Consider the following 26,799-nt stretch of genomic DNA (forward strand, 5'->3'; position numbering starts at 1 on the left):
GGGCCTGCTCTTGCCTACAGGCCAAAAGCCTGCCGAAGCCATGACCGATACCGATATCCAAGCCCCGAAAATCGAATTCCCCTGCGAGCGCTACCCGATCAAGGTGATCGGCGAAGCGGGCGACGGCTTCACCGACCTGGTGATCGAAGTGATGCAGCGCCATGCGCCGGGCTTCGACGCCACCAGTCTGGTGGTGCGCGACAGCCGCAACGGCCGCTTCCTCTCCGTGCAGGTGCTGATCACCGCCACCGGGGTGGAGCAGCTGCAGGCGATCCACGTCGACCTCAAAGCCACCGGCCGCGTACACATGGTGCTCTAGTGGCAGCGCTCGTCGTGCGTCACCTGGGGTTGGTGGAGTACCTGCCGACCCTGGAAGCCATGCGCAGCTTCACCGCCGAGCGCGATGCGTCGACCCCCGACGAAATCTGGCTGCTGCAGCACCCGCAGGTATTCACCCAGGGGCAGGCCGGCAAGCCGGAGCATCTGTTGGCCCCTGGCGATATTCCGGTGGTGCAGGTCGAGCGCGGTGGTCAGGTCACTTACCACGGCCCCGGCCAACTGGTGGCCTACCTGATGCTGAATCTGCGGCGCCAGGGCTTGGGGGTGCGCGAGCTGGTCACCGCCATGGAGCGAGCGCTGGTCGATGTGCTGGCCAGCTATGGCGTCGAGGCGGCGCCGAAGGCCGATGCCCCGGGTGTCTACGTCAAGGGTGAGAAGATCGCTTCGCTGGGCCTGCGGGTGCGCAATGGCTGCTCGTTCCATGGCCTGGCACTGAATGTCGATATGGACATGTCGCCGTTCCGGCGCATCAACCCTTGCGGTTATGCCGGCTTGCAGATGGTTCAGCTCCGGGACCTGCTCGACACCCCGCCCGCGCTCGACGAGGTGGCGCAACGTCTGGAGCGCGCCCTGCGCGAGCGCCTGGGGTACGTTGCCTGACGCGTGCTGAAGGTCGAGGCGATAGCCCGCGACCTCCCGGTGTCCGCTATCAGTTCAGGTTGAGCGTCGGAATCAGGCTGTCGTTCTGCGGCTGGCCGGGCACCTGGACAGGTGCGGCCAGGCCCAGGTTGTTCTTCTCGAACACCCGGTCGGCACGGTAGCTGGAGCGTACCAGTGGGCCGGCGGCGACTTCCATGAAGCCTTTTTCCAGACCGATGTCGCGCAAGCGGTTGAACTCCTCGGGGCTGACCCAGCGCTTGACCGGCAGGTGGTTGCGGGTGGGTTGCAGGTATTGGCCGAGGGTGAGGATGTCCACGCCGATGGCACGCAGGTCATCCATGGTTTCCAGGACTTCTTCGTCGGTCTCGCCCAGGCCCAGCATCAGGCTGGTCTTGGTAATGATCGTGGGGCGGTGGCGCTTGGCGTGCTCCAGCACGCCCAAGGTCTTCTCGTAACCGGCGCGGGGATCACGCACCTCATGGGTCAGGCGCTTGACCGTCTCGACGTTCTGCGCGAAGACCTCCAGGCCGGAGTCCACCACACGGGCGATGGCCTCGTGATCGCCATCGAAGTCCGGCGTCAGGGCCTCCACCACCACCTGCGGCGTATTGGCCTTGATCGCTTGCACGCAGGCCGCGTAGTGAGCGGCGCCGCCATCGGGCAGATCATCGCGGTCCACCGAGGTCAGGACGATGTAGCGCAGGGCCATCAGCTCCACCGACTTGGCGGTGTTCTGCGGCTCTTCCTGGTCCAGCCAGCCATTCGGGTTGCCGGTGTCGACCGCACAGAAGCGGCAGGCACGGGTGCAGACCGAGCCCATCAGCATGATGGTGGCGGTGCCGTTGGACCAGCATTCGCCCATGTTCGGGCAGTGGGATTCCTGGCAGACGGTGCTCAGGCGATGCTCGCCGACGTTGCGCTTGACCGCCTCGAAGCGGCTGCCGCTCGGCACCTTGACCCGCAGCCAGCTCGGCTTGGGTTCGACGGTCTGCGGCTCGGCCGAAGCGCGACGCTTCTGGCCATCCTTGATCGCAGTGATCCCTTGGGAATTGCGGAATTTTTCGCCGCTGGATACGGGCTTGGGCGGGGCTGTGTCGGACATCGAGATCTCGGCTCCGGTAGGAGGCTTCGGTAGCGGGCTTTTGGCCGATGCGCAGTCTAACATAGACGACCTCAGGCGGCTGCCGGCGCCTGTCGGCGCAAGGCCAGGTCTGTTTCCACCGTGTAATCTCGGGCCAATGCCTGGCCTGACGCCCTCTGCGAGCGCTCTATGTCGCGAACCGTACTCGAACTGCCCCTGCCTGCCGACTATCGCCAGGCCGATCTGCTGGCCTTTCATCGGCGTGATACGCAGGCCGTGGCCGAACGGGTCGCGGACGATGGCCTGGACAAGGGCATCCTCTGGCAGGGGCGGTCGGCCCTGCTGGCGATTCGCTTCCGGCAGGGGCGCGCCAGGGTGACGCTGGATGTCGATGGGGCGGCGCTCGGTGATTCCATGCAGCTGCGGGCCCTGGTCGAGCATATGCTGGGTCTGACCCAGCCGGTCGAGCAGTTCGAGCGGCTCTACCGCCGGCATCCGCAGCTAGGTGTGCTGCTCGCCGCCACTCCGGGCCTGCGCGTGCCGCAGTCGAGCACCCCCTTCGAGGCGTTGAGCTGGGCCATCAGCGGCCAACAGATCAGCCTGACGGTGGCGATTTCCCTGCGCCGAAAGCTGATCCAGCTGGCCGGCCGACGCCACTCCAGCGGCCTGCTCTGCTATCCGGATGCCCAGGCGGTGGCCGGCCTGGAGGAAGCGCAGTTGCGCGCCGCCGGTTTCTCCCAGGCCAAGACCCAGGCCCTGCTCCTGCTCAGCCGCCAGATAGTGGCCGGCAATCTGCCGCTGGATGAGTGGCTGGCCGATGAGCCGGCCGAGGCCATCGCCGAGCGTTTGCTGGCTCTGCGTGGCATCGGTCCGTGGACGGTGGATTACGCCCTGCTGCGTGGCTTCGCCCGCCTGGATGGCTCGCTGCATGGCGACGCGGCAGTGCGTCGCCAGCTGCAGCGCCTGCTCGGCAGCGCGGACAAACTCAGTCAGCCCTTCACTCGCGACTGGCTGGCGCCATTCTCGCCCTGGCGTGCGTTGGTGGCGGCCCATCTGTGGGCCATGCCGGCTGCTGACTAGCCAGCGCGAGCTGTCCAGCTGGCCTGTGGCTGGATGCCGATGGCGTAGGGTGCGCTGCGCGCACCACGGGCCCGTGCGGGATTCTGGTGCGGCGCCCCCTGCGGATTTCGGCGCGCTGGTTAGCGCAAGCGCTGCAGCAGCGCCGGCGTCGGGTAGCCGTCGGCCGGCAGGCCCTGGCTCTGCTGGAAGGCGCGAATCGCCTTGCGCGTGTTGGCGCCGATGATGCCGTCCGCCGGTCCCGGGTTGTAGCCTTTGGCTGCAAGACCTTCCTGCAGCTCGATACGCTCGCTGCGGCCCAGCGGGCGGTCGCTGCGCGGCCAGTCGGCAAGGATCTGCCCTCTGCCATTGAAGCGCTGGCCGAGCAGAGCCACGGCCAGGGCATAGGACGAGGAGTTGTTGTACCTGAGGATGGCGCGGAAGTTCTCCAGCACCAGGAAGGCCGGGCCGCGATGGCCGGCGGGCAGCAGCAGGTAGGCCTGGGCGTCGGGTCGCACCGCCACGGCGGGCACCTTGGCGCCGCGTTCGATCCAGGCGCTCACCGGCATGCGCACGGCTTCGTCGGCCAGGGCATAGTCGAAGCCACTGGGCAGGGCGACTTCCATGCCCCAGGGCTGGCCGAACTGCCAGCCGGAGGCCTGCAGGTAGTGGGCGGCCGAGGCCAGGGCATCGGCGCTGGAGTTCCAGATGTCGCGGCGGCCGTCGCCGTCGAAGTCCACGGCGTGGGTCAGGTAGGTGGTGGGGATGAACTGGGTCTGGCCCATGGCCCCGGCCCAGGAACCGAGCATGCGCCCGGGCTGGATATCGCCGCTCTGCAGGATCTGCAGGGCCGCCAGCAGTTGCTCTTCGGCGAACTGCGGGCGCCGCCCCTCGTAGGCCAGGGTGGCCAGCGAGCGGATCACCGACTGCTCGCCCATGAACTGGCCGAAGCTGCTTTCCATGCCCCAGATCGCCACCAGGGTCTCGCGATCGACGCCATAGCGCTGCTCGATGGCGGCCAGGGTGTCTGCGCGTTCGGCGAGCAGGGCCTGGCCCTTGCGCAGACGGATCGGCGAGGTGGCACCTTCGATGTATTCCCACACCGGGCGGGTGAATTCGGGCTGGCTGCGGTCGGCGCGGACCACGCTCATGTCGGGGCTTATGCCGCTGAAGGCCTGGTCGAACAGCCCGGCCTGGATGCCGGCCCGCAGGGCCTTGTCGCGAAAGTTCTGCTGCCAGTCGGCAAAGCTGAGCGCCGGGGTCGGTTCTACTGCGGTGGCGACCGGCGCGGCGGGGGCGCTCGCAACCTGGGAGGCTGGGCTGGCTAGCGGTGTCTGGCTGGCCTGGGGCGGGGTTTCGGCGCAGGCGCCGAGGAGGGTGGCGGCGATGAACAGGAAGTACCGGCGGCCATTGGCGACATGGGGCATTGCGCGAATCTCGGGTCTTGGCGAACAAGGCGCGACCTTAACATTTCACGCCGCCCTAAAGCACGAAGCCTCCCAGTTTTGCTGGGAGGCTTCGCGGCGGTAGCTGCCTTTGCCTTTCTTCGCCTGTTCCTGGCGGCAGCGGAACAGGGGTTGGGCGACTAGGGATTTGGCCTTGTTCGGCCGCTTGGCATTCTTGGCCATGGCATGTCCTCGTTGAGGCCCGCGGGATGCGAGCGCGCGGAGGATGCGCCGTTGGTCAAAAAATGTCCAGTAGGTGGCTGATGTTGCGTGGCCGAGAAAGGCCCGGCTTATTCGCTGAGGGGCAGGCGCTGGCCGGCCATCAGCAGCACCAGGCGGCCCAGGCTGCTCCAGGCGTCGCCGGGGGCCTGGCCCTTGACCTGGGCGTCGATGCGCTGGGCATCGATCAGCAGTTGGTTCCAGCGCGCCGCCGAGTGGCGTTGCAGGGCCTTGCTGACCAGCGGGCGGCGCTTGTCCCAGATCGGCGGGCGGGCGGCGGCGAAGGCTTTGTCCTGAGGCACGCCCTGGCCGATCTGCTGGGCCAGGCCGGCCAGCTGGCGCAGTTCGCGGGCCAGCATGACCAGGATGAACAGCGCTTCCTGGCCCTCGCCGCGCAGCCCTTCGAGCATGCGCAGGGCATGGGCGGCATCGCCGCCGAGCACCGCCTCGATCAGGCCGAACACGTCGTAGCGGGCGCTGTCGGCCACTGCGGCCTGCACGGTGGCGATGTCGATCTGGTTGCCGTCGGCGAGCAGCTTGAGTTTCTCGATTTCCTGGGCGGCGGCCAGCAGGTTGCCTTCCACCCGCGCGGCGATCAGTTCCAGGGCTTCCTGGGTGGCACTCATGCCGGCCTGGGCCAGGCGCTGGCGAATCCACTGCGGCAGCTGACTGGCCTCCACCGGCCAGATCTGCAGGAACTGGCTGTTGGGCCCCTCGATCAGGGCCTTGGCCCACTTGGTCTTCTGCGTGCTGCCGTCGAGTTTGGGCAGGCTGATCAGCAACAGGGTGTCTTCCGGCGGCCGGCCGAGGTATTCGAGGATGGCCGCGGTGCCCTTGTCGCCGGGCTTGCCGTTGGCGATGCGCAGCTCGATCACGCGCTTCTCGGCGAACAGCGACAGGCTGGCGCCGGCTTCGTAGAGCAGGCCCCAGTCGAAGTTGGCTTCGGCGTGGAACACCTCGCGCTCGCTGAAACCCTGGGCGCGGGTGGCGGCGCGGATGGCGTCGGCGGCTTCCTGGCACAGCAGTGGTTCGTCACCGCTGATCACGTAGACCGGGGCCAGGCTGCCTTGCAGGTGTTTGCCGAGTTGGGCGGGATTCAGTTTCATCGAAAGCCGAGTTTCATCGCGGGTCGGGCTTCATCACTTGCGAAAAGGGCCGGTTACCCGGCCCTTGTCTGTTTACTGGCTGATCGGCAGCTGGATCGGCGACTGCAGCGGCGCCGCTTCCTGCTCGGCGCGGCGCGCCGCGGCGGTCGCTTCGGCTTCGGCCTGGGCGCGGGCTTCGGCTTCCTGCTGCAGCTGCTCGAGCTGGGCCGGGGTGATCAGCTGCAGGCGCAGGACCATCTGCTGCACCAGTTCGCGGCGCATTTCCTGGCGCAGCTGGCCGGACTCCTGGTCGGAACCGATCAGGTTGTTCTCGTCGTGGACGTAGGTGGTCTGCACTTCCAGCTGGTCGTTGAGCAGCAGCAGGTTCTTCTCGCCGCGGATCTCGTAGTCCAGGGTGGTGGTCAGCTCGTACTCGGCGCTACGCGCGTTGCTGGTATAGCTGGCGGTGCGCTTGCTTTCCTTCTCGTTGGCCAGGCTCAGCGTGTAGGGCGCACCGGTGTGGACCTTGACGCCGCTGTTTTCCAGAACCTGGCGCACTTGCTTGACCGTGTCGCCGTAGGCGTTGCGCGCCTGCAGGTCGACTTCCTTGAGGGCGAAGTCGGCAGTGCCGGTGCCGCGCAGCTGGAAGCCGCAGGCGCTGAGCAGAACAGCCAGGCCGATTACCATCAGATTCCGTTTCATCATTCTCTATCCCCTTGGAGAGTCACGGCGCCATGCGGGCATGGCGCCGAGCTTAATCAGTTGGCAACGATGTTGACCAGCTTGCCCGGTACGACGATGACCTTGCGAATGGTCACGCCTTCGGTGAAGCGCAGTACGTTCTCGTTGGCGCGGGCGGCGGCTTCGACTTCCTCGCGGCTGGCGCTGGCCGGCACTTCGATCTGCCCGCGCAGCTTGCCGTTGACCTGGATCACCAGGGTCAGGCTGTCCTGCACCAGGGCCGATTCGTCCACCTGCGGCCACTGGGCGTCGATGATCGCGCCGTTGTGGCCCAGGCTGCGCCAGATCTCGTGGCTGATATGCGGGGTGATCGGCGCCAGCAGCAGGGCCACGGTCTGCAGGCCTTCGTGCATCAGGCTGCGATCCAGGGTGGTCTCGCTCGGTGCCTTTTCCAGCACGTTCATCAGGGTCATCACCTGGGCGATGGCGGTGTTGAACTTGTGGTGCAGGCCGATATCGTTGCTGGCCTGCTTGATGGCCAGGTGGATGGCGCGGCGCACGGCCTTCTGCTCGTCGCTCAGGGCATGCTTGCCCAGGGCGCTCGGCAGGCCGCCGCTGACATGGCTGTGGGCCAGGCGCCAGACGCGACGCAGGAAGCGGTTGGCACCCTCGACGCCGGAGTCGGACCATTCCAGGCTCATGTCGGGCGGCGAGGCGAACATCATGAACAGGCGGCAGGTGTCGGCGCCGTAGGCATCGATCATCGACTGCGGGTCGACGCCGTTGTTCTTCGACTTGGACATCTTCTCGGTGCCGCCGATTTCCACCGGCAGGCCGTCGGATTTCAGCTTGGCACTGATGACTTTGGCCTTGGCGTCACGCTCCAGCTCGACATCGGCCGGGTTGAACCAGTCCTTGCCGCCGTTATCCAGGGTGCGGTAGTAGGTCTCGGCGACCACCATGCCCTGGGTCAGCAGGTTCTTGAACGGCTCGTTCGACGACACCAGGCCCTCGTCGCGCATCAGCTTGTGGAAGAAGCGCGCATACAGCAGGTGCAGGATGGCGTGTTCGATGCCGCCGATGTACTGGTCGACCGGCAGCCAGTGGTTGGCTGCTTGCGGGTCGACCATGCCGCCGCTGTATTGCGGCGAGGCGTAGCGCGCGTAGTACCAGGAACTTTCCACGAAGGTGTCCATGGTGTCGGTTTCGCGCTTGGCCGCCGCGCCGCATTTCGGGCAGGTGCAGCTGTAGAACTCCGGCATGCGCGCCAGCGGCGAACCGGCGCCATCCGGCACCACGTCTTCCGGCAGCACCACCGGCAGCTGGTCTTCCGGCACCGGTACGTCGCCACAGGCGTCGCAATGGATGATCGGGATCGGGCAGCCCCAGTAGCGCTGGCGGCTGATGCCCCAGTCGCGCAGGCGGAACTGGGTCTTGCGTGCGCCGTGGGCGCAGGCTTCGAGGTCGGCGACGATAGCGTCGAAGGCCCCGTTGAAATCGAGGTTGTCGTACTTGCCGGAGTTGACGGTGGTCAGGCCGCTCTTGTCGCCGTACCAGTCCTGCCATTGAGCGGTGTCGTAGTCCTTGCCTGCGCCGGCGTAGACCTGCTTGATCGGCAGGTCGTACTTGCTGGCGAACTCGAAGTCGCGCTCATCGTGCGCCGGCACAGCCATTACCGCGCCTTCACCGTAGCCCCATAGCACGTAGTTGGCGACGAACACCGGCAGCTTGTCGCCGGTCAGCGGGTGGATGACGAACTGGCCGGTGGCCAGGCCCTTCTTCTCCATGGTGGCCATATCGGCCTCGGCCACGGAGCCGGCCTTGCATTCGGCGATAAAGGCGGCGATGGCCGGATTGCTCTCGGCGGCGCGCTGCGACAGCGGGTGCTCGGCGGCGACGGCGACGTAGGTGGCGCCCATCAGGGTGTCCGGACGGGTGGTGTAGACCTTGAGCTGGCCGTCGATGCCGATGCTGGCCTGGTCGTAATCGAACACCACGTCGGCGCCGAAGCTCTTGCCGATCCAGTTGCGCTGCATGGTCTTGACCTGTTCCGGCCAGCCATCCAGTTCGTCCAGGCTACTCAGCAGCTCTTCCGCGTAGGCGGTGATCTTGAAGTAGTACATGGGGATTTCGCGCTTCTCGATCAGCGCGCCGGAACGCCAGCCGCGTCCGTCGATGACCTGCTCGTTGGCCAGCACGGTCTGGTCGACCGGGTCCCAGTTGACGGTACCGTTCTTGCGGTAGATCACGCCCTTCTCGAACAGCTTGGTGAACAGCCACTGTTCCCAGCGGTAGTAGTCCGGCTTGCAGGTGGTGACTTCGCGGGTCCAGTCGATGGCCAGGCCCAGCGATTTCAGCTGGGTCTTCATGTAGTCGATGTTTTCGTAGGTCCACTTGGCCGGCGCGACCTTGTTCTTCATCGCGGCGTTTTCCGCCGGCATGCCGAAGGCGTCCCAGCCCATCGGCTGCAGCACGTTCTTGCCCTGCATGCGCTGGTAGCGGGCGATCACGTCACCGATGGTGTAGTTGCGCACGTGCCCCATGTGCAGCTTGCCGCTGGGGTAGGGGAACATCGACAGGCAATAGAAGGTTTCCTTGCCCGGCTGCTCACTCACGACAAAGGATTTCTGCGCGTCCCAGTGGGACTGCGCGGCGGCTTCGATATCACGGGGCGAATACTGTTCGTGCATGGCTACTTGGCTGGCAAAAAGGGGGCTTACAGGAAACGCGGTAGCATACATGACCCCCGGCGGCCTAGGGAAACCCAGATTGCGCGCCGCCGTTTGTCGCGGCGCGCGGTCTGGCGCGGGGCTGGCGCTAAGCTTGGCTGTAAGGGGCGGGTTGGTGGCGTCCGGGCGAGGTGATGGATGGCAGAGTTGCGGCGTGCTGAGGCAGGAAGCGGGCTTTATGAGCGCCTGCTGCAGCGTCTTGCCCTGGCTCTGGATGAGGCGGAAACCGCCACTCGCCTGCGCGATATGGCGCCGGTCGAACTGGAGTTGCGTGGCTTGACGCCGGCAGAGCTTGAGCTGATCCGCGCCTACCTGGATCGTGACCTCAACTGGTTGCGGGGCTGGCATGCGGCCGCCGAGGAGCTGGCGCAGATCGAGCAGATGCCGGCGTCCCGCCCGGCCAAGGTTCTGCGTCCGCCGGGCACGAGCAAGACCGCGCTGCGCGCCCAGGCCAGGCTAAGGCCGCTGCTCAAGCGGCGCCAGCAACTATGCTGCGCGCTGTGCGGGGCATCCGCCGAGTGGTTGCGCGGCGAGGGCGTGCTGCCCTGCAGTACCTGTGGCTCCAAGCTGTTTCGCACCGGGCACGCACACTGATTGCGGCGCGCCTCTGCTAGGCTGCGCGGGCACTTGGAGGTGCCCATGGAACTGCGCTTTATTCTCAAACAATTGCTTCTTCCCCCTGGCGGCCTGTTGCTGCTGATCGTGCTGGCCTGGCTGTGCGCGGCGGCCCGTCCGCGTCTGGCCGTGGTGCTGCTGGTGCTGGGTGTCGGTGGCTTGTGGCTGATGAGCCTGCCGGTGGTGGTCGAATATGCCGCGCGTGCCCTGGAGCGCGAGCCGGCCCTGGCCGAGGCGCAGTGGGCGGCGCTGGCGCAGCGCGGCGAGGTGATAGTGGTGCTCGGCTCCGGGCGCGAGGAGGCCGATCCGGCCTGGGGTGGCGACCAGCCCAGCGCCACGGCGCTGGAGCGCTTGCGCTATGCCGCGCGCCTGCATCGCGCCTCCGGCTTGCCCGTATTGATCAGCGGCGGCCTGCATTATGGCGAGCCGCCCAGCGAAGCCGGGTTGATGGCCGAGGTGCTGCAGCGTGATTTCGGCGTGGCGACCCGCTGGCGCGAGGAGCGTAGCCGCACCACCTGGGAAAATGCCCAAAACACGGCGCAATTGTTGCGCGAGCAGGGTATCAGGCGGGTGGTGCTGGTGACCCAGGCGGCGCACATGCCGCGTTCGCGCTGGTGTTTCGAGCGGGCCGGGCTGCAGGTGGTGGCGGCGCCGCTGGGCTTTCTCGGCGTGGCCAACGCGCGCCCGCTGGGCGGCTGGCTGCCGGAAGGCAAGGCTTTCTGGCAGAGCACCCGGCTGCTCAACGAGGCGCTGGGGCTGGCGGTCTATCCGTTGCTGTATCGGTAGGTTGGGTTGAAGGGCGCAGCCCTGAAGCCCAACGTGCAGGGTGTTGGGCTGCGCTGCGCTCAACCGCAACCTACGCCAGGCTCATGACCTGGTCGTTTGGTTCGCGTCGGCGTGCCCAGATCGCCCAGCCCAGCAGCAGGGCGCAGAGTGCAGCCAGCGGCCAGGCGCGCCAGACCAGGTAGGGCGTCAGGCCCTGCATGGCCTGCACTTCGCCATACAGCACGGCCTTCTGGAACTGCGGGATCTGCGTGGTGATGCGCCCCTGCGGGTCGATCAGCGCGGTGACGCCGTTGTTGGTGGCGCGGATCATCCAGCGTCCGGCTTCGAGGGCGCGCATCTGCGCCATCTGCAGGTGTTGCAGGGGGCCGATCGAGGTGCCGAACCAGGTGTCGTTGCTGATGGTCAGCAACAGGTCGCTGCGTGCGGCCAGGCCGGCGGCGAATTCCGGGTAGACCACCTCGTAGCAGATGAACGGCGCGATCTGTAGGCCCTGGGCTTGCAGCAGTTGCTGGTCGGCCGGGCCGCGGGCGAAGTCGGACATCGGCAGGTCGAAGAAGGCGATCAGCCCGCGCAGCACTTCCTGCAACGGTACGTACTCGCCGAACGGCACCAGCTTCTGCTTGAGGTAGGTGCCCTCGCCCTCGCCGACCACGGTGATGCCGTTGTAGTAGCGCTTCTCGCCTAGTTCGTTGGCCTGGCGGATCGGCACGCCGGTGATCAGCGCGGCCTGGCGCTCCTGGGCGACGCGGCCGATGAACTGCAGGTAGCCTTCGGCGAACTCCTTGAGCACCGGCACGGCGGTTTCCGGCCAGACGATCAGGTCGGCCGGCTGGCTGCCCAGGGTCAGGTCGCGGTACAGCTCCAGTTGGACGCGCAGCTGGGCCGGGTCCCACTTGAGGTTCTGTTCGACATTGCCCTGCATCACCGCGACTTTCAGCGGCGCGCCCTTGGGCTGGGTCCAGTTGTGTCCCTGCAGGGCCAGGCCGGTCACCCACGGCGCCAGCAGCAGGGCCAGGGCCGTGGCCAGATGCACCTTGCTGCCGCGCAGGCGCGACAGGTTGACCAGCAGCGCGGCGCTCAGGGCCAGGCTCAGGGACAGCAGCCACAGGCCACCGACCGGAGCCAGCCCGGCCAGCGGGCCGTGCAGCTGGCTGTAGCCGGCATACAGCCAGGGGAAGCCGGTGAGGAACCAGCTGCGGAACGCTTCCTGGGCCAGCCACAGGGCGGCGAAGGCTAGGGCGTCGGCCAGTGGCGCGTCGTTGCGGCGCAGCCAGCGCGCCCACAGCCAGCCGCTGAGAGCGAACAGCAGGCCGAGGCCGCCGACGAAGCCCAGGGTCAGCGCTGCGGCCAGTGGCGGCGAGGCGGCGCCATAGTCGTGGATGCTGACGTAGACCCAGCTGGTGCCGCTGAGGAACAGGCCGAAGCCATAGCTCCAGCCGCGCAGCAGGGCCTGGCGCGGCTTGAGGTCGCGCAGGCCGACGTAGAACAGGGCGATCGAGACGACGGCCAGCGGCCAGATATCGAAGGGGGCGAGCGCCAGGGTGGTGAGGGCGCCGGCGGCGATGGCCAGCAGGTTGCCCGGCCAGCCGGGTTGGGTGATCCAGCGCATCATGCGTCCTTGATCAGGGGGGAATCAGGCGGGCAAGGGTACTGGAAGCCGCAAAAGGCAGGAAGCGGGGCGGTTCTGGGTGGCGATGCCTGGCCGTGGCGGCGGGGTTGGCGCGGTCGGGCCGCTTTTGCCCGTGCGCAGCCCGGATTGCGCCCGGGCTGCGGGGCAAAGCGCTTAGCGCTCCAGCGGGGTCAGGCGCAGCAGGTGGATGCGGCGGCTGTCGGCGTTGAGCACGCGGAAGCGGTATTCGCCGATCTCGGTGACTTCGTTGCGCTTGGGCAGGTGGCCGAAGGCGCTCATCACCAGGCCGCCGACGGTGTCGAACTCGTCGTCGGGGAAGCCGGTGTCGAAGGCTTCGTTGAAGTTGTCGATCGGCGTCAGCGCCTTGACCAGGAAGTCGCCGGACGGCAGCGGCTTGATGTAGCTGTCTTCCTCGACGTCATGCTCGTCTTCGATCTCGCCGACGATCTGCTCCAGCACGTCCTCGATGGTCACCAGGCCGGCCACGCCGCCGTATTCGTCGATGACCACGGCCATGTGGTTGTGGTTGGCGCGGAATTCGCGCAGCAGCACGTTGAGGCGCTTGGACTCCGGCACGAAGGTGGCCGGGCGCAGCAGATCCTTGATGTTGAACGGCTTGCTGCCGTTCAGCAGGATCAGCGGCAGCAGGTCCTTGGCCAGCAGGATGCCGATCACCTCGTCGATGCTTTCGCCGATCACCGGGTAGCGCGAGTGGGCCGAGTCGATGATCGCCGGGAGGAATTCCTGGGGCGTCTGGCAGGCCTTGATGCTGACCATCTGCGAGCGCGGCACCATGATGTCGCGCACCTGCAGGTCGGCGACCTGGATGGCGCCCTCGACAATGGCCAGCGCTTCGCTGTCGAGCAGCTTGTTCTGGTGTGCGTCACGCAGCACTTCCAGCAGCTCCTGGCGGTTTCTCGGCTCATGAGCAAAAGCCTGGGTCAGCTTGTTCAGCCAGGACTTCTGCTCGTTGCTCGATCGGTCTTCGCTCATGGTGTGTGTCTCAGGGCCTTCTTCGTTGGGCAGTTATTAGGGTGTTGGCAGTTATTCGTCGGCGGCGTACGGGTCGGGGTGGCCTAGTTCGGCCAGCAATTGCCGTTCCAGGGCTTCCATCTCCTCGGCTTCCTCGTCTTCGAGGTGGTCGTAGCCGAGCAGGTGCAGGCAGCCGTGGATGACCAGGTGCGCCCAGTGCGCCTCGCCGGTCTTGCCCTGTTCGGCGGCTTCGCGCTCGACCACCGGCACGCAGATCACTAGGTCGCCGAGCAGCGGGATGTCCAGCAACTCATCCGGCACATCGGCGGGGAAGGACAGTACATTGGTGGCGTAGTCCTTGTGCCGGAAGCTGTGGTTCAGCTCGCGGCCTTCGGCTTCGTCGACCAGGCGAATGGTCAGCTCGGAGTCGGCCGTGCGCTGGCGCAGGGCCAGTTCGCACCAGCGGCGAAATTGCGCCTCGCTCGGCAGTTGTGTGGCGCTCGAGGCATTCTGCAGGTCGAGTTCAAGCATCGCGCTGGCTGTCCCGGTACTCGCTCTTGCCTGGCTGACGCTCCTCGAAGCGCTCGTAGGCTTCGACGATGCGCTGCACCAGTGGATGGCGCACCACGTCCTTGGGCTTGAAGTGGGTGAAGGTGATGCCGGGCACGTCACGCAGCACTTCGATCACGTGGGTCAGGCCGGATTTGGTGCCGCGCGGCAGGTCGACCTGGGTGATGTCGCCGGTGATCACCGCGGTGGAGCCGAAACCGATACGGGTGAGGAACATCTTCATCTGCTCGAGGGTGGTGTTCTGACTCTCGTCGAGAATGATGAAGCTGTTGTTAAGCGTGCGCCCGCGCATGTAGGCCAGCGGGGCGATTTCGATCACCTGCTTCTCGATCAGCTTGGCCACCTGTTCGAAGCCGAGCATCTCGTAGAGGGCGTCGTACAGCGGGCGCAGGTAGGGGTCGATCTTCTGCGCCAGGTCGCCGGGGAGGAAGCCGAGCTTCTCGCCGGCCTCGACCGCCGGGCGCACCAGGAGGATGCGTCGCACCTGCTCGCGCTCCAGCGCGTCGACCGCGCAGGCCACCGCCAGGTAGGTCTTGCCGGTGCCGGCCGGGCCGACGCCGAAGTTGATGTCGTTGTCGAGAATCGACTTCACGTAGCGCTGCTGGTTGGCGCCGCGCGGCTTGATCACGCCCTTCTTGGTGCGCAGGGTGACGCCGCCGGTGCTGCGCGGGTCGCTGTTGAGCTCCTCGATCCCCGATTCCTGCAGGAACAGGTGCACCAGGTCCGGCGACAGCTCGGTACCCTTGGTTTCCCGGTACAGGCGGCGCAGCAGGTTTTCTGCGGAGTGGGTGTGGTGCGGTTCGCCGATCAGCTCGAATTGATTGCCGCGGTTGCGGATTTCAATGGCCAGGCGTTGTTCGATCAGGCGCAGATGCTCGTCGAATTGCCCGCAGAGATTGGCGAAGCGGCGTGCTTCGAAGGGTTCGAGGGTGAAACGATGCGGTTCTATGGGCGCGTTCAAAGTGTTTTTTTGGCCGCCAGTCGGCTGGGATGATGAGCGAAGGATAACCCTGCGCGCCCCAGGGTGAAAGCATGGGCGCGCGGAGAAAGAGTAGCCATTAGTCGAGCAGGCTGCCGCGCAGGGAGTGGGGCAGGGCGTCGTCGATATGCACGTCGACGAACTGGCCGATCAGGCCCGGGTTGCTGCTGCGGAAGTTGACCACGCGGTTGCTCTCGGTGCGGCCCTGGAGCATGCCCGGGTCCTTCTTCGAGTAGTCGCTGACCAGAATGCGCTGCACGCTGCCGACCATCCGTCGGCTGTTCTCGAAGCCCTGCTGGCTGAGGCGGTGCTGGAGCAGGGCCAGGCGCTGCTTCTTGACTTCCTCCGGGGTGTCGTCGGGCAGGTCGGCGGCCGGCGTGCCGGGGCGCGAGCTGTAGACGAAGGAGTAGGAGAAGTCGAAGCCGACCTCCTCGATCAGCTTCATGGTCTGCTCGAAGTCCTTTTCGGTCTCGCCGGGGAAGCCGACGATGAAGTCCGAGCTGATCAGGATGTCCGGCACCGCCGCCTTCAGCTTGCGGATGCGCGACTTGTATTCCAGCGCGGTGTGGTTGCGCTTCATCGCCGCGAGGATGCGGTCGGAGCCGGACTGCACCGGCAGGTGCAGGTGCTTGACCAGCTCCGGGATCTCCGCGTGGGCCTGGATCAGCGCGTCGGAGAACTCCAGCGGGTGGCTGGTGGTGTAGCGGATGCGGTCGATGCCGTCGATGGCGGCGACCAGGTAGAGCAGTTCGGCGAAGTCGGCGATGCTACCGTCGCGGGTTGCGCCACGGTAGCCGTTGACGTTCTGCCCGAGCAGGGTGACTTCGCGCACGCCGTGCTCGGCGAGGTGGATGATCTCAGCCAGCACGTCGTCCAGCGGGCGGCTGACTTCCTCGCCGCGGGTGTAGGGCACCACGCAGAAGGTGCAGTACTTGCTGCAGCCTTCCATGATCGAGACGAAGGCGCTGGGGCCGTCGATGCGCGGCTCGGGCAGGCGGTCGAACTTCTCGATCTCGGGGAAGCTGATATCGACCTGGGCGGTCTTGGTGCTGCGCGCGGCGTCGATCATTTCCGGCAGGCGGTGCAGGGTCTGCGGGCCGAACACCACGTCGACATAAGGCGCGCGGTCGCGGATGGCGGCGCCTTCCTGGCTGGCCACGCAGCCGCCGACACCGATCACCAGGTTGGGGTTTTCCAGCTTCAGCTCGCGCCAGCGGCCCAGCTGGGAAAATACCCGGTCCTGGGCTTTTTCGCGGATCGAGCAGGTATTGAGGAGGATCACGTCGGCTTCCGCCGGGTTCTCCGTGACTTCCAGGGCCTGGTGTTCGCCCAGCAGATCGACCATGCGCGAGCTGTCGTACTCGTTCATCTGGCAACCGTGGGTTTCGATATAGAGCTTCTTGGCCATGGGGTCTTCGTCGCGGGTGGTTCGATTGAACCGCTCATTATAGGGCGCGCACGGCGTGCTTCCTAGGCTTGCCTGTCCGGTGGCTATGCTATGCTTTGCACCCCCTTTTATTCCCGGTGTTTTCCCGTCGTCCATGAGCAAGCGTGAACCTATCTACAAGGTGATTTTCCTCAACCAGGGCCAGGTGTACGAGATGTACGCCAAGCAGATCTATCAAAGCGATCTGTGGGGCTTCCTGGAGGTCGAGGAGTTCGTCTTCGGCGAGCGCACCCAGGTGGTGGTCGATCCCAGCGAGGAAAAGCTCAAGGCGCAGTTCGACGGCGTGGTGCGCAGCTTCGTGCCCATGCACGCGATCATCCGCATCGACGAGGTCGAGCGCCTGGGCACGCCGAAGATCAGCGAAGCCAGGGGCAGCGGCAACGTGATGCCATTCCCCATGCCGATGCCGGACAAGTAGGTTGGGTTGAGCGCAGCGAAGCCCAACGAGCGGAGTTGCAGACCGCCACGGCGCTGAGTCGAACCCCGCCTGTTGGGCTTCGGCGCTGCGCGCCTCAACCCAACCTACATCACTGTTCCGGGGTGAGGCCGGGGCTGCTGTCGATGTTTTGCAGTTCCAGCAGGTAGTTGCGGAAGATCTGCCCGAGGACCTGGCTGGCCAGCTGCAGCTCTTCGCGGTTCATCTGCGCGGCGACCTGGTCGGCGCTGTCCATGGCCTCGTCCGAGCCGTTGATCGCGGCCATCTTCAGTACGATATAGGCCTGCACGTTGTTGGCCGGCACGCCTTCGCCGCGGAAGAACATGCTGCCCAGGCGCAGCTGGGCCTGGGCATTGCCTTGCAGCGAGGCCTGCTCGAACCAGTGCAGGGCCTGCGCCAGGTCGCGCGGCGCGCGCGTGCCGTCGTAATGGAATTCGCCCAGTTCGTACTGCGCGGCCGCGTCGCCCTGCTGGGCAGCCTGCTGGCAGGCGGCGAGGGCTTGCGGTAGATCTTCCGGGGCGGTGTTCAGCGAGCAGCGGCCGAGCGCGGGGATCAGCAAGGCGTCGCCTTCCGCATGGGCCGGCAGGGAAGGGAGAAGCAACAGGCAGCCCAGAATCAGGGCGCGGCCGGTGCATTTCATGGAAATTACAGTGCCTCGCGAAACCGACGGGCTCCAAGCCCGGCCGGCGGAACGCGCCGGCCGTCACATTATGTGATAAGCCGGTGCGCCGTTACAAAGTCTTTACGGGCATTTGTGCAGGTAAGGGCGGCGGGGTTGCCCCGCCGCCGGCCGTCACTTGAGTGCGGCGAAGGCGCGCTCGGCGGCGTCCAGGGTCAGCTGCAGCTCGGTTTCGCCGTGGGCGATCGAGGTGAAGCCGGCTTCGAAGGCGCTCGGGGCCAGGTACACACCGCCTTCCAGCATCAGGTGGAAGAAGCGCTTGAAGCGTTCGGCATCGCTGGCCATCACGTCGTCGAAGGTGACGATGTCGTCGGCGCCGCTGAAGTACAGGCCGAACATGCCGCCCGCCTGGGTGGTGACGAAGGGGATGCCGGCGGCATCGGCGCGATCCTGCAGGCCTTGCAGCATGCGGCTGGTGTAGTCGGTGAGTTCCTGGTGGAAGCCCGGGCGGCTGATCAGGCGCAGGGTGGTCAGGCCGGCGGCCATGGCCAGCGGGTTGCCCGACAGGGTGCCGGCCTGGTAGACCGGGCCGAGCGGGGCGATGCATTCCATGATGGCGCGCTTGCCGCCGAAGCAGCCGACCGGCATGCCGCCGCCGATGATCTTGCCGAAGGTCGACAGGTCCGGGGTGACGCCGTAGTAAGCCTGGGCGCCTCCGAGGGCGACGCGGAAGCCGGTCATCACCTCGTCGAAGATCAGCACCACGCCGTACTTGTCGCACTGCTCGCGCAGGCCCTGGAGGAAGCCCGGGGCCGGCGGCACGCAGTTCATGTTGCCGGCGACCGGCTCGACGATGATGCAGGCGACGTCCTGGCCGACTTCGGCGAGCATCTGCTCGACCGCTTTGAGGTCGTTGAACGGCAGGGTCAGGGTGTGTTTGGCGAAGGCCGCCGGCACGCCGGCCGAGCTGGGCACGCCCTGGGTCAGCAGGCCGGAACCGGCCTTCACCAGCAGGCTGTCGGAATGCCCGTGGTAGCAGCCTTCGAACTTCATGATGCTGTCGCGCCCGGTGTAGCCGCGGGCCAGGCGGATGGCGCTCATGGTCGCCTCGGTGCCGGAGCTGACCATGCGCACCATCTCCATCGACGGCACGATGCCGCACACCAGATCGGCCATCTCGGTTTCCATGGCGGTCGGCGCGCCGTAGGACAGGCCGTGCTGCAGCTGGTTGCGCACCGCGTCGAGCACGTCCGGGTGGCCGTGGCCGAGGATCATCGGGCCCCAGGAGCCGACGTAGTCGACGTAGCGCTTGTCATCTTCGTCGGTGACGTAGGCGCCTTCGGCATGCTTGAAGAACAGCGGGGTGCCGCCGACGCTGCGGAAGGCGCGCACCGGCGAGTTGACGCCGCCGGGGATGTGCTTCTGGGCGTTGGCGAACAGGGTTTCGGAACGGGACATGACAGGGCTCTCTCGAATCAGGAGGACGGGAACAGCACGCTGAACGCGCGCGCGCGCCTCTCCACCTCGGCGGCAGAGGGGGCGGAAAACAGGGCGTGGACCACGGCCAGCAGGTCGGCGCCGGCGCGGATCAGGCCGCCGGCGTTACCCAGGGTGATACCGCCGATGGCGACCAGCGGCACATTGAAGTGCGCGCGTGCCTGGGTCAGTAGCTCAGGGGGTGCGGCGGGTGCGCCAGGCTTGGTGTTGGAGTTGAAGAAGCGACCGAAAGCCAGGTAGCTGGCGCCTTCGCGACTGGCGGTGGCGGCCAGTTCCAGCTGGGCGTGGCAGGTCGCGCCGATGATCGCCCGGCGGCCGAGCAGGGCGCGGGCGGCGGCCAGCGAGCCGTCGCCCTGGCCCAGGTGCAGACCGACGCCCAGGCGCGCGGCCAGCTCGGCATCGTCGTTGATGATCAGCTCGGCACCGTAGCGCAGGCACAGCTCGCGCAGTGCCTCGGCCTCGCGCAGGCGGCGGGCGGCATCGGCGGATTTGTCGCGGTACTGCAGCAGGCGGGTGCCGCCCTTCAGGGCCGCCTCGACATAGGGCTGCAGCCGGCCATCGGCCAGCAGCTGGCTGTCGGTGATGGCATACAGCCCGCGCAGCGGCGTGCTCACGAACCGCTGCTCATAGGGAGAAGTCCAGCGGCAGGCGGCGCGGCACGAACTGGCCGCGGCCCGGTTGCTCGGCGTCGCGCAGGGTGCGCCAGGTGTAGTCGAGGGCCGAGCGCACGGCGCTGACCACTTCCTCGCCGAGGGCCAGGCGCCCGGCCAGGGTGCTGGCCAGGGTACAGCCGGAACCGTGGTAGCTGCCGGGCAGGCGCGCGCAGGTGAAGTCGTGACGGCTGCCGTCGCGTCCGTACAGGCGGTTGTGGATTTCCGTTTCGTCGCCATGGCCGCCGGTGATCAGCAGGTACTGGCAGAACGGCAGCAGCTTCTCGGCGCACTGGTCGGCGCTGCCGTCCGGCAGTTCGGCGAGGATGCGCGCTTCCGGCAGGTTCGGCGTGGCGATGGCGGCGACCGGCAGCAGGCGCTCGCGCATGGCGTAGCCGACATCGTCCTTGCCCAGCGAGCCGCCACCACCGGCGCGCAGCACCGGGTCGCAGACCAGCGGGATGCCGGGCAGCCGCTGCATGATTTCGACCACGGTGTCGACCATCTGCACCGAGCCGAGCATGCCCAGCTTGACCGCGGCTACCGGCAGGTCGGCGATGATGGCGTGGGCCTGGGCCAGCACCCATTCGCGGTCGAGTACGCGGAAGTCGGTGACGTTGACCGTGTCCTGCACGGTCAGCGCGGTGACGGCAGGAGCGGCGTGGCAACCCTGGGCGAGCAGGGCTTCGATGTCCGCCTGCAGGCCGGCACCACCACTGGGGTCATGGCCGGACAGACAGAGGACGACGGGGCGGGAGTTATGTCTGTTCATGGCGCGCGAGCTTACCACCAAACCCGTGCTCCCGGCCCGTGGCATCGAGCCGGCGGCGCACGAGCGACTGCCGCGGTTGCAACCTGACTTCTCAGTTATGTATGCGGGCTGCTAGAGTGCGGCACACTCAATCATTGCGTGCCTGGGAGGCGCCTGCGGGCCGGCGGGCCTGGGCGTCGTCGCGGGCTCTGGCGGAGCGGCATGCGCTGCATTTTCCTCTGGCTCCTTTGCCTGCTGCCGGCCCTGGCCGGCGCTGTCGAGTTCGACGAAGACACCCGGCGCCTGCCGCTCGGTGCGGTGATGCACGTGTTCGAGGATGTGCGCGGCGACGCCAGCATCGCCGAGATCAGCTCGCCGGCCCTGCAGGGCAGCTTCCGCCAGCACCAGCGGGCGGTGCTCAATGCCGGCTACACGCGCTCGGTATTCTGGTTGCGCCTCGACCTGCAATACCGGCCGCGCCAGCCCGGCAAGGCGCAGCCCTGGTATCTGGAGCTGGCCTACCCGCCGCTGGATCACCTGGACCTCTACGTGCCCGATGGCGCCGCCGGCTATCGCCTGGCCCAGCGCACCGGTGACGCCCTGCCGTTCGCCAGCCGGCAGATCAAGCAGAACAACTACCTGTTCGCCCTCGACCTGCCGCCGGGGCAGACCCAGCGCCTGTACCTGCGCCTGGAAAGCCAGGGCTCGATGCAGGCGCCGCTGACCCTGTGGTCGCCGCAGGCCTACCTGGAAGAACAACCCAAGCGCATCTACGTGCTCGGCATCATCTACGGCGTGCTGCTGGTGATGCTGATCTACAACCTGTTCATCTTCTTGAGCGTCAGGGATACCAGCTACCTCTATTACATCTTCTATATCGGCTCCTTCGGCCTCTACCAGGTCTCGGTCAACGGCGCCGGCATCGAGTACTTCTGGCCGAACAATCCCTGGTGGGCGAACGCCGCCACGCCGTTCCTGATCGGCTCGGCGGCGCTGTTCGGCTGCCAGTTCGCCCGCAGCTTCCTGCATACCGCCGAGCACAGCCCCTGGGTCGACCGCGCCCTGCTGCTGATGATGGCCTGCGGCGCCCTGGTCATGACCCTGGCGCTCACCGCCAGCTATGCCCTGGCGCTGCGCATGGCGACCTACCTGGCGCTGGGCTTCACCGTGGTGATCTTCAGCGCCGCGATCCTCGCCTGGGTGCGCGGCATGCGCGTAGCGCGCTACTTCATCTTCGCCTGGAGCGCCTTCCTCCTCGGCGGCCTGGTCAACACCCTGATGGTGCTGGGCTACCTGCCCAACCTGTTCTTCACCATGTATGCCAGCCAGATCGGCTCGGCGCTGGAGGTCGGCCTGTTGTCCCTGGCCCTGGCCGACCGCATCAATGCGATGAAGGAGGAGCGCACGCGCATTCTCCAGGAGGCCGGCCGCGAGCTGGAAACCCTCAACCGCGAGCTGGCCACCAGCAACCGGCTGAAGGACGAGTTTCTCGCCACCGTGACCCACGAGCTGCGCACGCCGATGAACGGGGTGATCGGCTCGCTGGAGCTGATGCAGACCCTCAAGCTGGACGTGGAGCTGGAGCAGTACCAGAAGACCGCCGCCGGCTCGGCGCGCGACATGATGCGCATGGTGGGCGACATCCTCGCCCTCACCGAGCTGCAGGCCGGCAAGCTCTACCCGCGGCGCGAACCGTTCAGCCTGCGCGGCCTGCTCGACGGCCTGCGCGCGCAGTATTCGCCGCGCGCCATGGAGAAGGGCCTGGGGTTTCTCGTCGAGCTCGACGACAGCCTGCCCGACACCCTCGAAGGCGATGCCGGCAAGCTGGCGCAGAGCCTCGGCTACCTGCTCGACAACGCGATCAAGTTCACCCACCAGGGCGGCGTGGCCCTGCGCGTCACCGCGGCCGGGCCGCTGGCGGCGAGCATGCCGCTGCGCATCGAGGTGGTCGACAGCGGCATCGGCTTCACCACGCCGAGCGAGGGCAACCTGTACCAGCGCTTCCTCCAACTGGACGGCTCGATGACCCGCCAGTACGGCGGGCTGGGTATCGGCCTGGCGATCTGCCGCAAGCTGGTCGAGCTGCTCGGCGGCAGCCTGCAGCACCGCTCGCTGCCGGGCCAGGGCAGCGTCTTCGAGCTGAACCTGCAGCTCAACCTGCCGGTGCAGAGCCACGAGCAGGTCGCCGCGCGCCGGCCGGGCGGCGGCCAGCCCCTGCGCCGTCCGGAGCAGTGCACGGTGCTGGTGGTCGAGGACAATGCGATCAACCAGCTGGTCACCCGCGGCATGCTGCTCAAGCTCGGCTACCGCGTGCGCACCGCCGACAACGGCGCCGAGGCGCTGGAATACCTGCGCAGCGAGGCGGTCGACGCGGTACTGCTCGACTGCCAGATGCCGGTGATGGACGGCTTCGCCACCTGTCGCGCCCTGCGCGCCCTGCCGGGCTGCGCCGAGCTGCCGGTGCTGGCGATCACCGCCCACAGCCACAGCGGCGACCGCGAACGCTGCCTGGCTGCCGGCATGAGCGACTACCTGGCCAAGCCGGTGAAGTTCGTCGAGCTGCAGAGCCTGCTGCATGACTGGGTGCTGTGCCGGGCGCAGGTGGATGCGCCGCCGGTCGCCTGAGCCACGCGAAGCAGGATTTTTCGGCGCATTTTTGGCCGAAGTGCCGCCTTCTCCCAAGATCTGAATCGTGATTCACTGAGCTGAATTCATGAACAAGGATTCAGCTCATGAGCTATCGAGTGACTGCGGCCCGCCTCGACCGTGACCAGGCAATGCGCGAGCGCATTCTCGCCTGCGCCCTGGCACGGGTCAGTGAAGGCGGCTTTGGCGCATTGACCATGCAGGCCCTGGCCGCCGATGTCGGGGTGGCCACCGGCAGCCTGTACCGCCACTTCAGCGGCAAGGGCGAACTGGCCGCGGAAGTCTTCAGCAATGCCTGCCGCATCGAGGTCGCGGTGCTCGGCGAGATCCTTCGCGGCCCCGGCACGCCGACCCAGCGCCTGGCCGCCGGCCTCGAACAGTTCGCCGCTCGCGCCTGGCACAGCCGGCGCCTGGCCTTCGCCCTGATCGCCGAGCCGGTCGAGCCGGAAGTCGACGAGCAGCGCCTGCTGTTCCGCGAGGCCTATGCCGAGCTGTTCATCGAGCTGCTCGCCGAGGGCGTGCGCTGCGGCGAGTTCCGCGTGGCGCAGCTCGGCCTCAGCGCCGCCTGCCTGGTCGGCGCCATCGCCGAAGCCCTGGTCGGCCCGCTCTCGCCACCGGCCCGCGCCGCCCGTGCGGCCGGCCTGCCGACCCTGGAGCTGACCAGCGTCAGCCAATCCCTGATCACCTTCTGCCTGCGCGCCGTCGGCGCCTCGGAGTCCTGATATGTCCCTGCAGCAGTTCGCCGAAACCCACGAAGTGTTCAATCAGGTGCCGCCCCTGGATGGCGCCAACCTCTATCGCGTCGATCTGCCCCTGCAGGAGTGGATCCGCCGCTTCGGTGGCGGCTGGGCCGAGGACCGCCTGGATGCCTACGGCGCCCTGGCTGGCGGGCCGCTGATGGCGGCTGGCTTCCTCGCCAACGAGAACAAGCCGGTGTTCAAGAGCCACGACCGCTACGGCAACCGCATCGACCTGGTGGAGTTCCACCCCGCCTACCACGAGCTGATGCGCACGGCGATCGAACACGGCCTGCCTTCGCTGCCCTGGACCGACCCGCGCGCCGGTGCCCAGGTGGCCCGCGCCGGGCTGACCTACCTGCACAGCCAGGCCGAAGCCGCCAGCGGCTGCCCGCTGACCATGACCTTCGCCGCGGTGCCGGCGCTCAAGCTGCAGCCGGACCTGGCGGCGCTCTGGCTGCCGAAGATCCTCGCCACCCAGTACGATCCGCGCAACGTGCCGATGGAGCAGAAGGCCGGCGTCACCATCGGCATGGCGATGACCGAGAAGCAGGGCGGCACCGATGTGCGCGCCAACACCACCCGCGCCCATGCCGTGGGGGCCGGTGGCCCGGGCCAGGCCTACGAGCTGGTGGGGCACAAGTGGTTCTGCTCGGCGCCGATGTGCGACGCCTTCCTCACCCTGGCCTACACCGACAAGGGTCTGACCTGCTTCCTGCTGCCGCGCCACCGCCCGGACGGCACGCGCAACCAGTTCTATGTGCAGCGGCTGAAGAACAAGCTGGGCAACTGGGCCAACGCCTCCAGCGAAGTGGAATTCCGTGGCGCCCTGGCCTGGATGGTCGGCGAGGAAGGCCGCGGCGTGCCGACCATCATCGAGATGGTGGCTCTGACCCGCTTCGACTGCATGGTCGGCTCCAGCAGCCTGATGCGCCAGGCCCTGAGCCAGGCCGCGCACCACTGTGCCTACCGCAAGGTCGGCGGCCGCGTGCTGGCCGAGCAGCCGCTGATGCAGAACGTGCTGGCCGACCTGGCCCTGGAAAGCGAGGCGGCGCTGGCCCTGACCCTGCGCATGGGCCGCGCCCTGGACCGCCCGCACGACGAGCAGGAGGCGAAGTTCGCCCGCCTGGTCACCGCCATCGGCAAGTACTGGATCTGCAAGCGCGCGCCGGCCATGATCAACGAGGCCGCCGAATGCATGGGCGGCGCCGGCTACGTCGAGGACACCATCCTCCCAAGGCTGTACCGCGAGGCGCCGGTCAACTCCACCTGGGAAGGCTCGGGCAACGTGCAGTGCCTGGACGTGCTGCGCGCCCTGTCCAAGGAACCGGGCGTGCTCGACGCGCTGTTCGCCGAACTCGGCGACGGCCACGGCGATGCCCGGCTGAAAGCTCATATCGCGCAATTGCAGGCGGCCTTCCGCGACACCGGCGACATCCAGTACCGCGCCCGCCAGCTGACCGAGGACGTGGCCGTGGCCCTGCAGGCCAAGCTGCTGCTGGAGGCCGGCAATGCCACGGTGAGCGACGCCTTCATCGCCAGCCGCCTGGGCGGCGGCGGGCGGGTCTACGGCACCCTGCCGCGCGGCGTGGATGCTCCGGCACTGGTGGCGCGCAGCACGCCGCACCTGGTCTAATCAGCCGGCTGCCGCTACCGCCTGGAGCATCGTCCGGCTGGCGGGCGATGGCGGCAAAGGCGCAAGATAGGGCGGTATTTCCAGTCAGGAAGCTGCCCCGTGACCGCTATTTCGCCCGCCGGATTCGTCATCGTTGCCACTGCCGAGGAGGCCGTCGAGCGCCTCGCGGCCCTGCACCGCCAGGCCACCGAGGCGCTGAGCCAGGCGCTGAAGAACTACCTCAAGGAACGCACTCAGCCCAGCGCCAGTCAGCGCGCCCTGTTCCGCTACCCGGAACTGCGCCTGACCTATCACTGCCAGGGCGAGGTGCCGAGCACCGTGCGCGCCTACGCCAAGGTGCAGCTGCCCGGCACCTACCGGGTCAGCGTGACCCATCCGGATGCGTTTCGCGGCTACCTGCTGGATCAGCTGCGCCCGCTGATGGACGACTTCACCGTCACCGTCGAGGTCGGCCTCAGCCAGCAGAACATTCCCTACCCCTACGTGGTCGAGCAGGGCGACGAGCTGGCCGGCTCCGGGGTGAGCGCCGCCGAGCTGGCGCGGGTGTTCCCCAGCACCGACCTGTCCGCCGCCACCGACTCGGTGGCCGACGGCCTGTTCGACTGGGGCGACAGCAGCGACCTGCCGCTGGCGCTGTTCGACGCGGCGCGCACCGACTTCTCCCTCAAGCGCATCCAGCACTACACCGGCAGCGACTGGCGCCACGTGCAGCCGTGGATCCTGCTGACCAACTACCACCGCTATGTCGACCAGTTCATCCGCCACGGCCTGGAGCGCCTGCGCGACGATCCGCGCTTCGTGCGCATGGTGCTGCCGGGCAACGTGATCATCGAGCGCGGCACCAGCGAGGACGATGCCCAGGCGGTGGCCGACGCGGTGGTCTGGCACCGCTACCAGATGCCGGCCTACCACCTGATCGCCAACGACGGCCACGGCATCACCCTGGTCAATATCGGCGTCGGCCCGTCCAATGCGAAGAACATCACCGACCACCTGGCCGTGCTGCGCCCGCATTGCTGGCTGATGATCGGCCACTGCGGCGGCCTGCGCCAATCGCAGACCATCGGCGACTACGTGCTGGCCCACGCCTATATGCGCAGGGACGGCATACTGGACCGGGTGCTGCCGCCGCACATCCCCATCCCGGCCCTGGCCGAGGTGCAGCAGGCCCTGCAGGAAGCGGCCGCCAGCGTCACCGGCGAACGTGGCGAGACCCTGAAGAAGCGCCTGCGCACCGGCACCGTGCTGACCTACGACGACCGCAACTGGGAACTGCACTGGGCCCACGAGCGGCCGCTGATCAACCTGGCCCGCGCGGTGGCGGTGGACATGGAGAGCGGCACCGTCGCCGCCCAGGGTTACCGCCTGCGCGTGCCCTACGGCACCCTGCTGTGCGTGTCGGACAAGCCGCTGCACAGCGAGATGAAGCTGCCCGGCTCGGCCAGCGGCTTCTACCAGCGCGCGGTCAGCCAGCACCTGTCGATCGGCATCGCCGCCCTCGACCTGCTGCGCTGCCAGCTCGACTCGCTGCACTCGCGCAAGCTGCGCAGCTTCGACGAGCCGCCATTCCGCTAAGGCGTGGCAGGCGGCGGG

The 26,799-nt window shown here is 67.5% G+C and carries 25 protein-coding genes; 10 read left to right on the top strand and 15 right to left on the bottom strand.

The window, feature by feature from the left end:
• Nucleotides 1-40 precede the first annotated feature (40 nt).
• Complete coding sequence (locus F3I16_RS05280; protein WP_160492655.1) at nt 41-319, top strand: DUF493 domain-containing protein; 279 nt, start codon at nt 41-43, stop codon at nt 317-319.
• Nucleotides 319-939 (top strand): lipoyl(octanoyl) transferase LipB, encoded by a 621-nt coding sequence (gene lipB / locus F3I16_RS05285; protein WP_160492656.1) that lies wholly within the window; start codon nt 319-321, stop codon nt 937-939. Before F3I16_RS05280 ends, lipB begins: the two co-directional genes overlap by 1 nt.
• Before the next feature lie 49 nt (nt 940-988).
• Here the strand turns inward: lipB and lipA are convergent, their stop codons facing one another.
• A complete protein-coding gene (gene lipA, locus F3I16_RS05290) occupies nt 989-2,041 on the bottom strand; it encodes a lipoyl synthase (RefSeq protein WP_160492657.1) in 1,053 nt (350 codons plus the stop codon).
• A gap of 168 nt (nt 2,042-2,209) precedes the next feature.
• Between lipA and F3I16_RS05295 the strand changes: the two genes are divergently transcribed.
• The gene (locus tag F3I16_RS05295; protein WP_160492658.1) at nt 2,210-3,100 is read left to right on the top strand and encodes a DNA-3-methyladenine glycosylase; all 891 of its coding nucleotides are present in this window, start codon (nt 2,210-2,212) and stop codon (nt 3,098-3,100) included.
• A 119-nt stretch (nt 3,101-3,219) separates the two neighbouring features.
• Here the strand turns inward: F3I16_RS05295 and F3I16_RS05300 are convergent, their stop codons facing one another.
• The 5 genes from F3I16_RS05300 to leuS all read right to left on the bottom strand — a co-directional run bounded on the left by F3I16_RS05300 (nt 3,220) and on the right by leuS (nt 9,196).
• A complete protein-coding gene (locus F3I16_RS05300) occupies nt 3,220-4,503 on the bottom strand; it encodes a lytic murein transglycosylase (RefSeq protein WP_160492659.1) in 1,284 nt (427 codons plus the stop codon).
• A 45-nt stretch (nt 4,504-4,548) separates the two neighbouring features.
• Entirely contained in the window at nt 4,549-4,704 is a 156-nt protein-coding gene (arfA, locus tag F3I16_RS05305; protein WP_160492660.1) for an alternative ribosome rescue factor ArfA, read from the bottom strand.
• 107 nt (nt 4,705-4,811) lie between these two features.
• A complete protein-coding gene (holA, locus tag F3I16_RS05310; RefSeq protein ID WP_160492661.1) occupies nt 4,812-5,846 on the bottom strand; it encodes a DNA polymerase III subunit delta in 1,035 nt (344 codons plus the stop codon).
• A gap of 72 nt (nt 5,847-5,918) precedes the next feature.
• Nucleotides 5,919-6,530, bottom strand: a complete 612-nt coding sequence (gene lptE / locus F3I16_RS05315; RefSeq protein WP_160492662.1) for an LPS assembly lipoprotein LptE — start codon at nt 6,528-6,530, stop codon at nt 5,919-5,921.
• A gap of 53 nt (nt 6,531-6,583) precedes the next feature.
• The gene (leuS, locus tag F3I16_RS05320; RefSeq protein ID WP_160492663.1) at nt 6,584-9,196 is read right to left on the bottom strand and encodes a leucine--tRNA ligase; all 2,613 of its coding nucleotides are present in this window, start codon (nt 9,194-9,196) and stop codon (nt 6,584-6,586) included.
• Nucleotides 9,197-9,373: 177 nt separating this feature from the next.
• Here leuS and F3I16_RS05325 point away from each other — a divergent pair, with 177 nt between their 5' ends.
• Complete coding sequence (locus F3I16_RS05325; protein WP_160492664.1) at nt 9,374-9,829, top strand: hypothetical protein; 456 nt, start codon at nt 9,374-9,376, stop codon at nt 9,827-9,829.
• A gap of 45 nt (nt 9,830-9,874) precedes the next feature.
• A complete protein-coding gene (locus F3I16_RS05330) occupies nt 9,875-10,636 on the top strand; it encodes a YdcF family protein (protein WP_160492665.1) in 762 nt (253 codons plus the stop codon).
• 70 nt (nt 10,637-10,706) lie between these two features.
• On the opposite strand, the gene lnt is transcribed toward F3I16_RS05330, so the two are convergent.
• From lnt to miaB, 5 genes are all read right to left on the bottom strand, one after another.
• The gene (gene lnt, locus F3I16_RS05335) at nt 10,707-12,245 is read right to left on the bottom strand and encodes an apolipoprotein N-acyltransferase (protein ID WP_160492666.1); all 1,539 of its coding nucleotides are present in this window, start codon (nt 12,243-12,245) and stop codon (nt 10,707-10,709) included.
• 174 nt (nt 12,246-12,419) lie between these two features.
• A complete protein-coding gene (locus F3I16_RS05340; RefSeq protein WP_160492667.1) occupies nt 12,420-13,259 on the bottom strand; it encodes an HlyC/CorC family transporter in 840 nt (279 codons plus the stop codon).
• Between the two features lie 51 nt (nt 13,260-13,310).
• Nucleotides 13,311-13,769 (bottom strand): rRNA maturation RNase YbeY, encoded by a 459-nt coding sequence (ybeY, locus tag F3I16_RS05345; RefSeq protein ID WP_160492668.1) that lies wholly within the window; start codon nt 13,767-13,769, stop codon nt 13,311-13,313.
• Nucleotides 13,762-14,769, bottom strand: a complete 1,008-nt coding sequence (locus F3I16_RS05350; protein ID WP_160492669.1) for a PhoH family protein — start codon at nt 14,767-14,769, stop codon at nt 13,762-13,764. Before F3I16_RS05350 ends, ybeY begins: the two co-directional genes overlap by 8 nt.
• 97 nt (nt 14,770-14,866) lie before the next feature.
• A complete protein-coding gene (gene miaB, locus F3I16_RS05355) occupies nt 14,867-16,195 on the bottom strand; it encodes a tRNA (N6-isopentenyl adenosine(37)-C2)-methylthiotransferase MiaB (RefSeq protein WP_160492670.1) in 1,329 nt (442 codons plus the stop codon).
• A gap of 133 nt (nt 16,196-16,328) precedes the next feature.
• On the opposite strand from miaB, the gene F3I16_RS05360 reads away from it, so the two are divergent.
• A complete protein-coding gene (locus F3I16_RS05360; RefSeq protein ID WP_160492671.1) occupies nt 16,329-16,652 on the top strand; it encodes a DUF1820 family protein in 324 nt (107 codons plus the stop codon).
• A 109-nt stretch (nt 16,653-16,761) separates the two neighbouring features.
• Here F3I16_RS05360 and F3I16_RS05365 read toward each other — a convergent pair whose 3' ends face one another.
• The 4 genes from F3I16_RS05365 to F3I16_RS05380 all read right to left on the bottom strand — a co-directional run bounded on the left by F3I16_RS05365 (nt 16,762) and on the right by F3I16_RS05380 (nt 20,208).
• Complete coding sequence (locus F3I16_RS05365) at nt 16,762-17,310, bottom strand: tetratricopeptide repeat protein (RefSeq protein ID WP_160492672.1); 549 nt, start codon at nt 17,308-17,310, stop codon at nt 16,762-16,764.
• Nucleotides 17,311-17,463: 153 nt separating this feature from the next.
• Entirely contained in the window at nt 17,464-18,747 is a 1,284-nt protein-coding gene (gene hemL / locus F3I16_RS05370) for a glutamate-1-semialdehyde 2,1-aminomutase (RefSeq protein WP_160492673.1), read from the bottom strand.
• Between the two features lie 17 nt (nt 18,748-18,764).
• Entirely contained in the window at nt 18,765-19,400 is a 636-nt protein-coding gene (thiE, locus tag F3I16_RS05375) for a thiamine phosphate synthase (protein ID WP_160492674.1), read from the bottom strand.
• Between the two features lie 10 nt (nt 19,401-19,410).
• On the bottom strand, nt 19,411-20,208 hold the full coding sequence (locus tag F3I16_RS05380; protein WP_160492675.1) for a hydroxymethylpyrimidine/phosphomethylpyrimidine kinase: 798 nt from the start codon (nt 20,206-20,208) through the stop codon (nt 19,411-19,413).
• 201 nt (nt 20,209-20,409) lie between these two features.
• Here F3I16_RS05380 and F3I16_RS05385 point away from each other — a divergent pair, with 201 nt between their 5' ends.
• From F3I16_RS05385 to amn, 4 genes are all read left to right on the top strand, one after another.
• Nucleotides 20,410-22,812: a hybrid sensor histidine kinase/response regulator gene (locus F3I16_RS05385; RefSeq protein ID WP_160492676.1), complete on the top strand. Its 2,403-nt coding sequence runs from the start codon at nt 20,410-20,412 to the stop codon at nt 22,810-22,812.
• A gap of 107 nt (nt 22,813-22,919) precedes the next feature.
• On the top strand, nt 22,920-23,555 hold the full coding sequence (locus F3I16_RS05390) for a TetR/AcrR family transcriptional regulator (protein WP_160492677.1): 636 nt from the start codon (nt 22,920-22,922) through the stop codon (nt 23,553-23,555).
• 1 nt (nt 23,556) lies between these two features.
• Nucleotides 23,557-25,206 (top strand): acyl-CoA dehydrogenase family protein, encoded by a 1,650-nt coding sequence (locus F3I16_RS05395; protein ID WP_160492678.1) that lies wholly within the window; start codon nt 23,557-23,559, stop codon nt 25,204-25,206.
• 99 nt (nt 25,207-25,305) lie between these two features.
• Nucleotides 25,306-26,781: an AMP nucleosidase gene (gene amn, locus F3I16_RS05400; RefSeq protein WP_160492679.1), complete on the top strand. Its 1,476-nt coding sequence runs from the start codon at nt 25,306-25,308 to the stop codon at nt 26,779-26,781.
• The last annotated feature ends 18 nt before the right edge of the window (nt 26,782-26,799 follow it).

Source organism: Pseudomonas sp. L-22-4S-12 (assembly GCF_009799935.1).
Lineage (GTDB): Bacteria > Pseudomonadota > Gammaproteobacteria > Pseudomonadales > Pseudomonadaceae > Aquipseudomonas.